The 13297-nt window shown below is 70.9% G+C and carries 12 protein-coding genes, 1 pseudogene and 1 riboswitch; of the genes and pseudogenes, 4 read left to right on the forward strand and 9 right to left on the reverse strand.

Annotated features, from left to right (window positions below; translation table 11 throughout):
• Positions 1 to 65: 65 nt before the first annotated feature.
• Together ACFY36_RS20515 and ACFY36_RS20520 are read right to left on the reverse strand one after the other, a co-directional pair.
• Positions 66 to 932 (reverse strand): ABC transporter permease, encoded by an 867-nt coding sequence (locus ACFY36_RS20515; protein ID WP_499747587.1) that lies wholly within the window; start codon positions 930 to 932, stop codon positions 66 to 68.
• The gene (locus tag ACFY36_RS20520) at positions 929 to 3676 is read right to left on the reverse strand and encodes an alpha/beta fold hydrolase (RefSeq protein WP_499747588.1); all 2748 of its coding nucleotides are present in this window, start codon (positions 3674 to 3676) and stop codon (positions 929 to 931) included. Before ACFY36_RS20520 ends, ACFY36_RS20515 begins: the two co-directional genes overlap by 4 nt.
• Before the next feature lie 77 nt (positions 3677 to 3753).
• Between ACFY36_RS20520 and ACFY36_RS20525 the strand changes: the two genes are divergently transcribed.
• Positions 3754 to 5949: an AAA family ATPase gene (locus ACFY36_RS20525; protein ID WP_499747589.1), complete on the forward strand. Its 2196-nt coding sequence runs from the start codon at positions 3754 to 3756 to the stop codon at positions 5947 to 5949.
• On the opposite strand, the gene ACFY36_RS20530 is transcribed toward ACFY36_RS20525, so the two are convergent.
• The 5 genes from ACFY36_RS20530 to ACFY36_RS20550 form a co-directional block, all read right to left on the reverse strand.
• Positions 5946 to 6239, reverse strand: coding sequence for a DUF3263 domain-containing protein (locus ACFY36_RS20530; RefSeq protein ID WP_499747590.1), 294 nt, complete (start codon positions 6237 to 6239; stop codon positions 5946 to 5948). The two genes, ACFY36_RS20525 and ACFY36_RS20530, sit on opposite strands and share 4 nt — an antisense overlap.
• Before the next feature lie 23 nt (positions 6240 to 6262).
• Complete coding sequence (locus ACFY36_RS20535) at positions 6263 to 7273, reverse strand: ABC transporter permease subunit (protein WP_499747591.1); 1011 nt, start codon at positions 7271 to 7273, stop codon at positions 6263 to 6265.
• Positions 7270 to 8247 (reverse strand): ATP-binding cassette domain-containing protein, encoded by a 978-nt coding sequence (locus tag ACFY36_RS20540; protein ID WP_499747592.1) that lies wholly within the window; start codon positions 8245 to 8247, stop codon positions 7270 to 7272. Before ACFY36_RS20540 ends, ACFY36_RS20535 begins: the two co-directional genes overlap by 4 nt.
• A 171-nt stretch (positions 8248 to 8418) precedes the next feature.
• On the reverse strand, positions 8419 to 8835 hold the full coding sequence (locus tag ACFY36_RS20545) for a hypothetical protein (protein ID WP_499747593.1): 417 nt from the start codon (positions 8833 to 8835) through the stop codon (positions 8419 to 8421).
• Positions 8836 to 8904: 69 nt separating this feature from the next.
• A complete protein-coding gene (locus tag ACFY36_RS20550) occupies positions 8905 to 9105 on the reverse strand; it encodes a winged helix-turn-helix domain-containing protein (RefSeq protein ID WP_499748187.1) in 201 nt (66 codons plus the stop codon).
• A 133-nt stretch (positions 9106 to 9238) separates the two neighbouring features.
• Here ACFY36_RS20550 and ACFY36_RS20555 point away from each other — a divergent pair, with 133 nt between their 5' ends.
• On the forward strand, positions 9239 to 9835 hold the full coding sequence (locus tag ACFY36_RS20555; protein ID WP_499747594.1) for a GNAT family N-acetyltransferase: 597 nt from the start codon (positions 9239 to 9241) through the stop codon (positions 9833 to 9835).
• 156 nt (positions 9836 to 9991) lie between these two features.
• On the opposite strand, the pseudogene ACFY36_RS20560 reads toward ACFY36_RS20555, so the two are convergent.
• Together ACFY36_RS20560 and ACFY36_RS20565 are read right to left on the reverse strand one after the other, a co-directional pair.
• Positions 9992 to 10297 (reverse strand): annotated as a pseudogene (locus ACFY36_RS20560) (nitroreductase/quinone reductase family protein); the annotation flags it as partial.
• Positions 10254 to 11003: an SDR family NAD(P)-dependent oxidoreductase gene (locus tag ACFY36_RS20565; RefSeq protein ID WP_499747595.1), complete on the reverse strand. Its 750-nt coding sequence runs from the start codon at positions 11001 to 11003 to the stop codon at positions 10254 to 10256. The pseudogene ACFY36_RS20560 and the gene ACFY36_RS20565, both read right to left, overlap by 44 nt.
• 97 nt (positions 11004 to 11100) lie before the next feature.
• Between ACFY36_RS20565 and ACFY36_RS20570 the strand changes: the two genes are divergently transcribed.
• Both ACFY36_RS20570 and thrC read left to right on the forward strand, forming a co-directional pair.
• Positions 11101 to 11688 (forward strand): TetR/AcrR family transcriptional regulator, encoded by a 588-nt coding sequence (locus ACFY36_RS20570; protein WP_499747596.1) that lies wholly within the window; start codon positions 11101 to 11103, stop codon positions 11686 to 11688.
• Positions 11689 to 11763: 75 nt separating this feature from the next.
• Positions 11764 to 11897, forward strand: a riboswitch (SAM riboswitch).
• A gap of 11 nt (positions 11898 to 11908) precedes the next feature.
• On the forward strand, positions 11909 to 13192 hold the full coding sequence (gene thrC, locus ACFY36_RS20575) for a threonine synthase (RefSeq protein WP_499747597.1): 1284 nt from the start codon (positions 11909 to 11911) through the stop codon (positions 13190 to 13192).
• Positions 13193 to 13297: the final 105 nt, after the last annotated feature.

A 13297-nucleotide genomic window follows, 5' to 3' on the forward strand; every position in this document is an offset into this window, starting at 1 on the left:
GCGCTGTTCGACGTCGCCGTCTGCTTACCTCCCCGCTCTGATCGTACGACCCGGGCTGTCGGTGCTCAGGAAGTGACGTCCTTGCGGGTGAAGCGCCAGAACGCCAAGGACCAGCACACCGTGGCGTAGCAGACGGCGGCGATGGCGCCCTTCACCAAGTCGTCTATCTGGGCCGGGGTGGAGAGCAAACCCATCCAGGCGTCGCTGTAATGCGTGGGCAGGATGTTGCGGATGCCGCCCAGGGCCGTGATCTGGTCGAGGATGCTGGACAGGATCCAGAGCATCACCGCTCCGCCCACCGCGGCCAGCGGGGCGTCCGTCAGGACCGTCAGCAGGAAAGCTATGCCGGCCACGATCAGCATCGAGACGGCCAGGTAGGCGGCCACGCCCAGGATGCGGAGCAGGCCCTGGCCCGGTGGGATCTCGGCCGCCACCGAGCTGCCCAAGGGGTGCCAGCCGTAGCGGATCGTGCCGGCGATCAGTGCCGTCACCGTCAGGGTCAGCAGGGCGGCCAAGGAGTAGAGCAGGGCCACGATCAGCTTCACCGCCAGCAGGCGGGCCCGGGGGACCGGGATGGCCAGCAGATATCTGAGGCTGCCCCAGCCCGCCTCGCTGGCCACCGGGTCGCCGCAGAACAGGGCCACCACCACGACCAGCAGGAAGCCGGCCGACACGGCCAGGCAGAACAGGGCGAAGTTCAGGCCGCCGGAGGTGGCCAGGTCGACCAGGCTGCCGAAGGCGCTGCCCTCGGATTCCTCGTCGCTGTTGCCGCCGAAGGCGAAGGCGATCAGGACGATCAGCGGCAGCAGGACCATGAAGCCGAGGGCGCCCTGCGTGCGGCGGCGGGACGCCTGGCGGCGTACCTCGGCCCAGATGGGCAGGGTGCGGGACGGCCGGTAGCCGGTCGCACCGGGGTTCGCGAGCACGCTCATCGGTCTCCACTTCCTGCCGAGCTCTCCCCGACCAGGGCCAGGAAAGCGTCCTCGAGGCGCCGGCGGGGCACCACCCTGTCCACGTCCACCCCGGCCCGCACCAGCGAGGCGACCACCTCGGAGCGCGGGGTGCCGTTCACGTCCACGATCAGGCCGCTCGGGCCGTCGGGGGTCACCGAGCGCACGCCCAGGTCGCTGAGGACCCGGGACGCCGCGGGCACGTCCGAGACCTCGATCTGCACCGACGGGGACTCGCCGACGATGTCCTCGACCGGGCCCGAGGCCACGATCCGGCCCTTGTTGACCACCACCGCGTGGGTGCACGTCTGCTCCACCTCGGCCAGCAGGTGGCTGGAGACCAGCACCGCCCGGCCGTCGGTGGCGTAGCGCTTCAGCACGCGGCGCATCTCGGCGATCTGCGGCGGGTCGAGGCCGTCCGTCGGCTCGTCGAGCACGAGCAGCTCGGGCAGGCCCAGCATGGCCTGGGCGATGGCCAGGCGCTGGCGCATGCCGTGGCTGTACTTGCGGGTGCGGCGGTGCACCGAGTCGCCCAGGCCGGCGATGGCCAGGGCCTCCTCGAAGTGCGCGTCCTCGGCGGGTCGGCCGGTGGCTTTCCAGTACGCCTGCAGGTTCTCCCAGCCCGTCATGTGCGGCATGAAGCCGGGGCCCTCGACGAGCGCGCCGACCCGCGACAGCACCGGCGAGCCGGGGACCAGCCGGTGGCCGAAGACCAGGGCCTCGCCGGCGGTCGGCATGGTCAGGCCCATCAGCACCCGCAGCGTGGTCGTCTTGCCGGCGCCGTTCGGCCCGAGCAGGCCCACCACCTGGCCCCGCGAGACGGTGAAGCTGATCTCCTCGACGGCCACGAACCCGTCCCCGTACGCCTTGCGCAGCCCCTTCACCACGAGCGGCGTGTCCGCGTACTCCTGCGACGTGGGGGTGTGCTGCCGGCGGAGCCGGCGGCGGCGTACGAGAAGAACCACGGCCAGGCCGAGCGCGATGACCAGCAGGAGCCCGGCCAGGACGTAGCGCCACACGGTCTGCGGATTGGCGATCGGCTCGCCCACGACGGTCGGCAGGGTCAGCGCCGGCTCGACCGCGACGGTGTACGTGGCGGGCTCGGTGGGCGAGAGGAACGCCTGGTCGGTGGTGGCGACCACGACCCGTACGGAATGGCCTTTGTCGATCTGGCGGACGATCGCGGGAAGCGTGACCGTCACCGGTTGCGCGGCGTCGATGCTCGTGGGCAGGCCGGTGAGCCGGACGGGGGCGATCAGGCCGGCGCTGAGCGTCTCGGCCCCCTGCTGATCCACGTCGTAGAGCTTGACGAAGAGCGTGGCCTCACCGGTCGGCGAGGCGGCCCGGAGCCGGATCGTGGGGGCTCCCGCCACGTCGACGGCCTGGCCGACCGGCTGCGACTCGAACGAGGCGAACTGGCCGGGGATGTCGGCCGCGACACCGGCCAGCAGCGTGCTGAGCCGGCCGCCGGTGCCGGGCAGCGACGACAGCGCGCCCGGGTTGCCGTTCGGCGGGTTGGCGATCGGCTGCGCCGATCCCTCCAGGGAGATCTGGGTGCTTCCGGTTCCGCCGAGGCCGGGGTACGAGTCGGTGGAGTACCCGTTCGTCACCAGGCCCCGGTCGAGCGCGCTGAAGCCGGCCACCCGCGAGTACGTGAAACTGTCGGACGGTTTGTCGCCCTCGCCCTTCACGTAGTGGTCGAGCCACTGCACGGTCAGGAACTTCACCCTGTCCTGGTCGGTCTGCGGTCCGGCGCCGCCGTCGTGGCCGCCGGTGAACCAGGCGACCCGCACCGGGGTGCCGGCGGCGGCGATGCCCTTGGCGTTGGCGTCGGCCTCGGAGAGCGGGAAGAGCGTGTCGACCTCGCCCTGCACGAGCAGCGTGGGCGCCTTGATCTTGCTGAGGACCGGGGCCGGGCTCGACTTACGGAGCAGGTCGAGGGTCTTCTGATCGGGTACGCCTGTGGTCGCGACCTGGAGATAGGCGGCGCAGACGTCGGCCGCGAAACGGCCGCAGGCGGGGTTGGCCGTCTCGGCGGCCGGCGGCGGGCCGTCCGCGGACTCGAGGGAGCCGCCGTTGCCGAAGAAGACGCCGGCCCAGCCCTTCTTGAAGACGCCGGTGGTCCCGGTCGCGGCCGACTGTTGCAGGAAGACGTTGCTGAGGTCGTTCCAGGTGATCGACGGAACGATCGCGTCGACCCGCTGGTCCTGGGCGGCGAGCATCAGGGCCAGGGCGCCGCCGTACGAGCCGCCGACCACCCCGACGCGCGGGTCTCCCGTCGCGTCGGTGCGGATCTCGGGTTGCCCGGCCAGCCAGTCGAGCAGGCCCTGGGCGTCGCGCACCTCGTAGTCGGGGCTGTCCAGGTGGATCTGGCCGCCGCTGCGGCCGAAGCCCTGCGCGGTCCAGGTCAGCACGGCGTAGCCGCGGTCGGCGAGCGACTCGGCGTCGTCGCTGACCGACTCCTTGGTGCCGCCGAAGCCGTGCGCGAGCAGCACCGCCGGGACCTTGCCGTCGTGGTCCTTCGGCAGGTAGAGCCGGGTGTCGAGGGCGACCGAGCCGCTGCCGCCGGCGCCGGTCGGCACGGTGATCATCTGGTCCTTGGAGGTCCAGTTCCTGCTCTCCGGCCACGCGGCCCACCCGACCAGCCCCGCGACGAGCACGAGGACCACAGCGCCGGCGATGACGCGGCTGCGGGTGAGCCGGGGCAGCCGTGATGACCAAGACATGCCGAAACGCTATCCGGCCGCGTCTGAGCGGCGGCTGTGAAACCTCTCAGGAGCAAACGGACGATAGCGTTGTCCCGGTGGACGAAGAACTCACGCTGACGGCGACCCTTCGGCTGGCCGGTCTCGACAACCGCCGTGGTGTGGTCCGGCTGCATCCGGCGGTCATGACCGCCTTGACGATCAACCCCGGTGATCCCGTACGCCTGAGCGGCGGCCGGACGACCGCGGCGCTGGCCGCCAAGGCCGAGGCGTCCGCGAGCCGCGAGTTCCTGTACGCCGACGATCTCACCCTGGGCAACCTGGGCATCCGCGACGGCGCCCGGGTCACCGTGGCCAAGCTGCCGGCGGTGGCGGCCCGCCGGGTCACGCTGGCCGGCCCGGCCGACGTGGTCGCGCTGGTCTCGCCCGAGATCCTGCGCCTGGCGCTGCTCGGCAAGGTGCTCAGCGAGGGCGACAACGTCTCGCTCTATCCGCAGGACGTGCCGCTGCGCGAGGGCCAGCGCATGCCGGTGCAGGACATCGGGCGCAACCTGCGCAACCGGCTCGGCTATCAGTGGACGACGGCGCTGCTCACGGTCACCGCGGTCGAGGGCGCCGCGTCGGCGGTCGTGACCATGGACACCGTGGTCGGCTGGCAGGACGGGCAGAGCTCGTCACCGGTGCCGGGCCCGGCCGCCCAGCCGCACGCGCCGGCCTCGACCGATCCCGACGTGCCGCCGCCGAGCATCGACGACCTGCCCGGTCTGCGGGCCCAGGCCAAGGAGCTGGAGGAACTGCTCGACCTCGGCTTCCACCACGGCGAGGTGCTGGCCCGGCTGAACACCAAGGTCTCACTGGGGGTACTGGTGTCAGGCCCGGCCGGGTCGGGCAAGTCCGCTCTGGTCCGGGCGGTGGCCGCGCAGGTCGGCGCGCGGGTGGTGCAGGTGTGGGCGCCGGAGCTGGCCGCGCTCGCCGCCGACTCGGCCGCCGCGCGCCTGCGCGAGTTGGCCCGTGACGCCCGTACGGGGAAACCGACGGTCCTGCTCTTCTCCGACGTCGAAGCGCTGGCGCCGCGCGATGAGCCCAAGCCGATCGCCACGGTCTTCCGGCAGGTCCTGGAGGAGGTCGTGCGGTCCGGGGCGGCGGTGGTCGGCACGACCAGCCGGCCCGAGTCGGTCGACCCGTCGCTCCGCTCGCCCGACCTGCTCGCCGTGCAGCTGGCCGTGCCCCTGCCGGACGCGGCCCTGCGCCGCGAGCAACTCGGCGTGCTCACCCGCGGCGTTCCCCTGGCCGAGGACGTACGCCTCGACGAGATCGCCGGGCGCACACCCGGCTTCGTCGCCGCCGACCTGGGAGCGCTGGCCCGCGAGGCCGGTGTGCGGGCGGCCCTGCGGCAGAAGGAGGCCGAGTCGCCGACCGTGACCATGGCCGACTTCGAGGGCGCGCTCGACGTCGTGCGGCCCACCTCGATGGCCGACTCGACGCTCGAGGTGGCCGCCGTGACCCTCGACGACGTGGGCGACCTGGCCGACGTCAAGCAGGTGCTCACCGAGTCGGTGCTGTGGCCGCTGACCTATCCCGACACGTTCGCCCGGCTCGGCGTCTCGCCGCCGCGCGGAGTCCTGCTCTACGGGCCGCCCGGCTGCGGAAAGACCTATCTGGTGAAGGCGATCGCCGGCACCGGCAAGGCCAACGTGCTGTCGGTCAAGGGCGCCGAGCTGCTGAGCAAGTGGGTCGGCGACAGCGAACGGGCGGTCCGCGAGCTGTTCCGCCGGGCCCGCGAGGCCGCGCCCACGCTGGTCTTCCTGGACGAGGTGGACGCGCTGGCACCGACCCGGGGGCAGGCCACCGACGGCGGCACGGCCGACCGGGTGGTGGCGGCGCTGCTGACCGAGCTCGACGGGGTGGAGGACCTGCGCAACGTGGTGGTGGTCGGCGCGACCAACCGCCCCGACCTGATCGACCCGGCCCTGCTGCGGCCGGGCCGCCTGGAGCGCCTGGTCTACGTGCCGCCGCCGGACGCGGCCGCGCGGGCCGCGATCCTGGAGGCCTCGGCCAAGGCGGTCCCGCTGGACGAGGCGGTCGATCTGAAGACGCTCGGGGCCGAGCTGGAGGGCTTCTCGGCGGCCGACTGCGCGGCGCTGATCCGCGAGGCGGCCCTGGCGGCGATGCGGGACTCGCTGGAGGCGACGACCGTGACCGCTTCCAACGTGGCGACCGCGCGGGAACGCGTACGAGCGTCGCTCGATCCGACTCAGGTGGCGTGGCTGGAGGCGTACGCCGAAACGCACTAACGCCTTCTCGTACGGGCCCTCGTCGATCGGAGACGCCGGAGGCGGCCCACGAGCACGGGATCGTGCTCAAGGGCCGCCGGGTTGTCCAGCAGGGCGTTCAGCAGCTGGTAGTAGCGCGTCGAGGAGAGTTCGAACGTGTCGCGGATCGCCTGTTCCTTGGAGCCCGCGTGTTTCCACCAGCGGGCCTCGAAGGAGAGGATCTCGCGTTCACGTTCGGACAATTCCACAGAACTTGCTAAATCCGAATCCGGCTCGCGGGGCGCCGGGATGGGCGGCTGCTCGTCGGACATGGTCGTCAGCATAGGCTCTTACGTCACGTGATGTCTCGACTACGCATCGTCCACATTGCGGCGCCGGTGATGACCACGAAGAGACCGCCGAGCAGGGCGGCCGCCATCGGCCAGGTCAGCGTCAGCTGGGCCGGCTGGCAGCCGTTGACGGAGGAGAAGTCGCAGGAGTTGTAGTCCTCAAGCGTGATCTCCTTGTTCATCCAGGCCGAGATCCAGGCCGGGATGAGATAGGCCTGCACGAACTTCACCTTGGCCAGCTCGAGCACCACGCCCAGTCCGAACTGGAACACGATCACGGCGCCGATCGTCACGCCCAGCGCCATCGCGGTGTGCCGGCCCAGCGAGGCCAGGCCGAACCCGACCGCCCCGGCCACCAGCACCAGGGCCAGACCGCGCACTTCCATGATCGCGAAGGACTGCCAGGCGCCCGACGTCATGCTGTCGGTGCTGCCGCGGGCCTCCGCGATCAGATAGAAGACGCCGGTCCAGATCGCCGAGGCCACCACCGTGATCACGGTGAAGGACAGCAGGACGGTCAGCAGTTTCGTGCCCAGCACCTTGAGCCGCTGCGGCCGCCACAGCAGCAGGTTCATCATGCCGCCGCTGCTCCACTCGGCGCCCACGAAGGACGCGCCGATGATGAAGGCGGCCAGCGCCAGCAGCGCCGCCAGGGTGGTCGCCATGTCCGGGAAGCTCTCCCGGAAGATGAACGTCGGCGGCATGTACCACTCGTAGTTGTAGTTCTCCTGGCTCGGCGGGGTCAGCTGCTCGCAGTCCGGCGGCCACTGGTTGGCCTGCGGGGTGCCCTTGGCCGCCTCGCAGGACGCCTTGTCCTTCTCCACCTGCTGGGTGTCCCGCTCGAACTGGGCCTGCGCGTCGGCCTTGGCCGCGGCGATCTGCTCCGGGCCGACCGCCTCGTTCGAGAAGAAAATGCCGATGGCGACGGCGGCCAGCACGGCCACGGCGCCGAGCAGGAAAAGCTTGGTGAAGCGGCGCTTGAACAGCCGCCGGGTCTCCGCCTTGTAGAGGCTCACTGTCCCCACCCTCCGACGCTCGCGGTCTGATCCACCTGGCGGTTCTGGCCCTCGACCGGCGCCGTGCCGGTCAGCTCCAGGAAGACGCTCTCCAGGTCGGCCGAGACCGGGGTCAGCTCGCTGACGTAGATCTGCCGCTCGGCCAGGATCCGGGTGATCTGCGCCGGGTTGCCGGCGTTGCCGACCGTGAAGTGGTCGACCTCGACGGTGACCTGGGCGCCGTTGGCCCGCAGGATCTCGACCGCGGTGCGCGTGTCGACACCCGGTTCGAGCCGGACCTTGACGGTCGAGCTGGTGTGGCTCGCGAGCACGCTGGCGACCGAGCCGTACGCGACCCGCCGCCCGGCCGAGATGATGGTGACCTCGTCGCAGATCAGCTGGATCTCACCGAGGATGTGGCTGGACAGCACGACGGTCATGCCCGACTCGGCCAGGTTGCGCATCAGCGACCGCATCTCCCGGATGCCGCCCGGGTCGAGGCCGTTGGCGGGCTCGTCCAGGATCAGCAGCTTCGGCTCCTTGAGCAGAGCGGAGGCGACGGCGAGCCGCTGTTTCATGCCGAGCGAATAGGTCTTGACCCGGTCCTTGCCTCGATCGCGGAGCCCGACCAGCTCCAGCACCTCGGTCACCCGCTGCCTTTTCACGTTGCCGGCGTCGGCCAGCAGCGACAGCGTGTCCTGGGCGCTGAAATTGCCGAAGAACTGAGGGCTCTCGACGATCGCGCCGACCAGCCCGGCCGTCTCCGGCAGATGACGCGGAACCTCCTTGCCGAGAATCGCCATGCGGCCGCCATTGGGCTTGATCAGCCCCAGGAGCGTTCGCAACGTGGTGGTCTTCCCCGACCCGTTGGGCCCGAGAAAGCCGTGCACCTGACCGGCCTCGACGACCATGTCGAACCCGTCGAGCGCCTTCCGCGTCCCTTTGCGGCTGCGATAGGTCTTCTGCAGCCCGGCAATCTCCAAAACGGCAGTCACCCGCGAGACTCTAAACACTCCCGTCAATATCCACAGCCAATGTCCCTCGGTGCCGCTGTGCTTTCCTTTCCGCTTTCCACCGATCCGGTGACCGTTCGCAATCCGCGAACCACACCGGGTGGTCGCGCCGGCTCTTTCGTCAGGTGGGCCCTCGATCTTCGCGGCAGGTCGTCAGCTCAGCCGCCGAAGGCCGTCGGCGATCGCCGCCCGGAGCTGATCGCCGTATTCGCCGGCGGGCAACGCCGCGCCGTGTTCGGCCGCCCGCTCGTAAGCGCCACGGGCCGCGGCCGGATCACCCAGTTGCTCATGGGCCATGGCCACACTGATGTGAAGCGAGGGATAGAAGGTCGCGACCCGGTCGTCGCCGACGGCGTCGGCATGCCGCAGGGCCTCGGTGTTCCACCGTAGAGCCGCCGAGGGGCTGTCCTGCTGCCGAGCCAGATAGTGCGCCACCACGCAGGCGTCGTAGTCATCGGCCCGGGCCGCCCAGGCCTTTTCGTACAAGGCGCGCGCCTCGGCCGGCCGGCCCCGCGCCTCGGCCCGCATCCCGTCCTGGCAAAGCTGGAGCACCCGGTTTCCGAGATCCATTCCCGCTCCCTTCGACGATGGGAGCTTGCGGCCTCGACCAGGTCGAGAGTCAACCGGACGTTCGCTGAGTCAGTCCGCCGTGCGGCGAGTTACGTAGGTGCCGCGCTGGGGCGCGGTGGTGACCAGGCCGCGCTCGCGCAGGACGCGGATCGCCGAACGGACGGTGCCGCGGGCCAGTCCGTGCTCCTGCTGGAGGTAGGACTCGCTCGGGATGGTGTCGCCCTCCTTGAGGTCGCCGCGTTCGATCATGGCCGCCAGGAGGTCGGCCAGCTGGAGATAGAGCGGGGTCGGGGCAAGGGGCTTCCGCCTGTAACGGGTGGCGTGGAGTGCGGGCGGTCGTCAGGATCGAGGTGTGATCGCTGACCTCTGGCCTCCGTTCGGGCTTCGTCTTGCCGTGGCTCGGGTGGAGTTGCGGCTTCCCGATCAGGACGAGCTGGCGGAGCTGGCGCGGCTGGCCGGCAAAGGGGTTCATCGGGCCGGGGAGCGGCCGTTTCTGACGCCGTGGACCGAGGGGAGCGCCGAGGACCGGGCGCGGGCCGTCCTCAAAGGGCATTGGGGTGCTCTGGCGTCGTGGCGGCCGGACGACTGGGAGATCGGGTTCGGGGTGTTCCGGGGCGGGGAGCCGATCGGGCTGGTCGGGCTCCGGGCGGTGGACTTCGCGGTCGTCCGGGAGGTGAAGACCTGGTCGTGGCTGGGGCTCGAGCATCAGGGGCAGGGATACGGGACCGAGGCGCGGGTCGGGCTGCTGACGTTGGCCTTCGATCATCTGGGGGCCCGCGCCGCGCTGACCGAGGTGTTCCAGGACAACCATTCGTCGCAAGGGGTGTCGCGCAAGCTCGGCTACGTTCGGGACGGGATCTCGGTGGATGCCCGGGACGGGGAGGCGCTCGTGTCCGATCGGCTTCGGCTGACCCGGGACGGGTGGCGTGGGCAGGCTCGGCCCCCGGTTGTGGTCGAAGGGGTGCCGGCCTGTCTGGAGATGCTCGGGCTCAGCGGGTGAGTCCGGGAAGGTGACCTCGGCGAGGCGGCTCACGCGCAGCCAGTCGGCCAGGTGGGTCGGCTGGGTGATGGTGCCGGGGTTGCTGTGCTGGTTGAGATCGGCCACGACCTCGGTGAAGACCCGCCGGCGCTCGTCCGGATCGGTCACCGGGCGAGCGTGGGCCGGCAGGTCGGCCCGTACGCCGTTCTTGAGGTGGAACGTGAAGTCGGGGTGGGCGAGCAGGTTCGCGTACCAGCTGGGCGGCGGAAGCAGGCCGCTGTTGAGGTAGAAGCGGCCGTGCACGCGATAGAAGAAGATCTCGATGCGCCGAGGGCGGCCGGTGCGGCGGCCGGTCGTGGTGATGTCGACGATGCGGGCCCGGGTGGGTGACGCGGGGGTCAGGGCGAGCGCCTGGGCGATCGCGGTGCCGGTGGCCATGTCAGAGGGCCGGGCCGAGCAGGAGGCCGCCGTCGACGACCACATCGGTGCCCGTGGTGAAGGGGGCGCCGGCCAGGTGGAGCAGCGCCGCGGTGATGTCGGCGGGGTCGCCCAGGCGGGGGATCGCGTACGGGGAGGGGTCGTAGAAGTCGGCGATCGGGCGGCCGCCGGGCTCGGCCGGCTCGGTGATCAGCTTGGTGGCGATGACGCCGGGGTGCAGGGCGTTGACGCGGATGTTGTCGCGGCCCAGTTCGAGGGCGGCGCTGCGGGTCAGGCCGCGCAGGGCCCACTTCGCGGCCACGTATGACGCGTAAAGGGGCGTTCCGCCGTACGCCATGGTCGAGCCGACGTTGACGATCGCGCCGCCGCCCGCGCGGCGCATCGCGGGGGTGACGGCCCTGATGCCGAGGAACTGGCCGGTCACGTTGACGGCGAACGTGCGGTCCCACATGGCCCGGCCGGTCGCCTCGATCGCGGTCGGCGGGTTCTGCGCGCCGGCGTTGTTGATCAGAATCTGGAGGTCTCCGGCGGCGTCCACGGCGGCCGCCCAGTCCTCTTCGCGGGTGACGTCGAGGCGTACCGGAAGAGCTCTGTCTCCCAGCTCCTCGGCGAGCTCGCGGGCCCGGGGCAGGCCGGACGGGGTGCTGCCGATGACGACGTGGGCGCCTTCGGCGTGGAAGGCGCGGACGTGGCTCTCGCCCATCCCGCCGGTGCCGCCGGTGATCAGAACGGTGTGGTCGGTGAAGCGCATGGTGATTCCCCCGGAAAGGTGAGCTGACCGGCTCACCTCACCATGCGACGCGTTGGTGAGTCAAGTGACTCACCTCGCCATTGGGCATACTGAGAGCATGAGCACGTACCACCGCGAAGTCGCCGAGCGGAAGCGCGCCGCGATCCTGGAGGCGGCGACCGGGCTGTTCCTCGCCTCCGGCTACGACGGGACCTCGCTGGCCAAGATCGCCGAGGCGGCGGGCGTCTCCAAGGCCACGCTGTTCAAGCAGTTCCCGACCAAGGCCGCGCTCTTCGACGCGATCGTCACCGCGTCGTGGCAGGCCGAGGACGACGGCGGCCCCGAGTTGCCGGCCGGCGACCTGGAGGCCGGGCTGACCGCGATCGGCCGCCGCTATGTCGAGCTGCTCACCCGGCCCGGCATGACCGCGCTCTTCCGGATCGTCATCGCCGAGCTGCCGCGCTTCCCGGAGCTCGGTGAGGCCCAGTTCAGCCGGGGTAAGATGCCCTACTTCGAGTCGGTACGCCGATATCTGTCCGACGCCGCGATCGAGGATCCCGAGACGGCCGCCACGCAGTTCCTCGGCATGATCTCGAACTTCGTCTTCTGGCCGTCGCTGCTGCTCACCGACTGGGCGCCGGGGGCCGCCGCCAACGACAAAGCGGTCACCGAGGCCGTCCGGACGATGCTCGCCCGTCACCGCTAAGGGCGTGGCTCACACCTCGGGATCCCGGGAGCCGGATCCCGGGATTTCGTCGTAAGGTGTTGGAAACAACTGAATACCTCATCCAGAGGGGCAGAGGGAACGGCCCGATGAAGCCCCGGCAACCACCACGCAGTCTCGACGACGAGGCCGAGCGCGGCAGGTGCTAATTCCGTCCCTGATCGGCAGGTCGCCGCGGGGAAAGATGAGAGGGAAGGCCTCGATGACGTCTACCGTCAGTGCACCCAGCGCTACCACCACCTCGCCCGCCAAGGGCCTCGTGTGCCGTGCCTGTGGCGCCGAATACCCGCTGGTCGCCCAGCACGCCTGTTACGAGTGTTTCGGCCCGCTCGAGGTCGCCTACGACCAGGCGGCGCTCGCGCGGGTGACCCGGGCCGACATCGAGTCGGGCCCGCAGAACATCTGGCGCTACGCGGCGCTGCTGCCCGCCGGGCAGGACCCGGCCACCCGGGTGACCCTCGACCCCGGCCTGACGCCGCTGGTCAGCGCCCCGGCCCTGGCCGCCGCGATCGGCCTGCGGGCGCCGCTGTACGTCAAGGACGACTCGGCCAACCCGACCCACTCGTTCAAGGACCGGGTCGTCTCGGTCGCGCTCACCGCGGCCCGCGGTCTCGGCTTCACCCGCTTCGCCTGCGCCTCGACCGGCAACCTGGCCAACTCGGTGGCCGCGCACGCGGCTCGGGCCGGCGCCCCCAGCATCGTCTTCATCCCGCACGACCTCGAGCAGGGCAAGATCATCACCACCGCCGTGTACGGCGGCGAGCTGGTGGCCATCGAGGGCTCCTACGACGACGTGAACCGGCTCTGCGGCGAGCTCGTGGAGACCGACGAGTTCGAGGACACGGCGTTCGTGAACGTCAACGTGCGCCCGTTCTACGCCGAGGGCTCCAAGACGCTGGGGTACGAGGTGGCCGAGCAGCTCGGCTGGCGCATCCCGGCCCAGGTGGTCATCCCGATGGCCTCCGGCGAGCTGCTGACCAAGGTCGACAAGGCGTTCAGCGAGCTGGTCGAGATCGGCCTGGCCGAGGCCCCCGAGGGCGGCTGGACGGTCTTCGGCGCGCAGTCGGCCGGCTGCAACCCGATCGCCACCGCGCTCCAGAAGGGCACTGACGAGATCATCCCGGTCAAGCCGACCGGCATCGCGAAGTCGCTGAACATCGGCGACCCGGCGGCCGGCGCGTACGCGATCGAGGCCGTCAAGCGCACCGGTGGCTGGATGGACTACGCCGACGACGACGAGATCCGCGCCGGCATCCGGTTGCTGGCCGAGACGACCGGCATCTTCGCCGAGACCGCCGGTGGCACCACTGTCGCCGTACTGAAGAAGCTTGTGGAGAGCGGAAAGCTCGACCCGGAGAAGGAGACCGTCGTCTACAACACGGGCGAGGGACTCAAGACCCTGGACGCCGTCGCCGAGCAGGTCGGGCCGACTCACACGATCAAGCCGTCGCTGAAGGGCGCGCGCGAGGCCGGCCTGCTCGGATGACGCTCTGTAGTCGGCAATCTGCCAGCAAGTGAGAATTCCATCCCGCGAGGACTTGCGAACAGATCTCCGGGTCGGCAGGATGCTCTCTGCGGGAGGGCGCGACGC

The sequence above is a fragment of the Actinoplanes sp. NPDC000266 genome, from assembly GCF_042899005.1.
Taxonomy (GTDB): Bacteria; Actinomycetota; Actinomycetes; order Mycobacteriales; family Micromonosporaceae; genus Actinoplanes.

Bases quoted from the DNA above. Each gene is read 5' to 3' on its own strand.
- thrC (WP_499747597.1), top strand. From the start codon at position 11,909: ATGACGTCTACCGTCAGTGCACCCAGCGCTACCACCACCTCGCCCGCC.
- ACFY36_RS20515 (WP_499747587.1), bottom strand. From the start codon at position 932: ATGAGCGTGCTCGCGAACCCCGGTGCGACCGGCTACCGGCCGTCCCGC.
- ACFY36_RS20520 (WP_499747588.1), bottom strand. From the start codon at position 3,676: ATGTCTTGGTCATCACGGCTGCCCCGGCTCACCCGCAGCCGCGTCATC.
- ACFY36_RS20545 (WP_499747593.1), bottom strand. From the start codon at position 8,835: ATGGATCTCGGAAACCGGGTGCTCCAGCTTTGCCAGGACGGGATGCGG.
- ACFY36_RS20570 (WP_499747596.1), top strand. From the start codon at position 11,101: ATGAGCACGTACCACCGCGAAGTCGCCGAGCGGAAGCGCGCCGCGATC.
- ACFY36_RS20530 (WP_499747590.1), bottom strand. From the start codon at position 6,239: ATGTCCGACGAGCAGCCGCCCATCCCGGCGCCCCGCGAGCCGGATTCG.
- ACFY36_RS20565 (WP_499747595.1), bottom strand. From the start codon at position 11,003: ATGCGCTTCACCGACCACACCGTTCTGATCACCGGCGGCACCGGCGGG.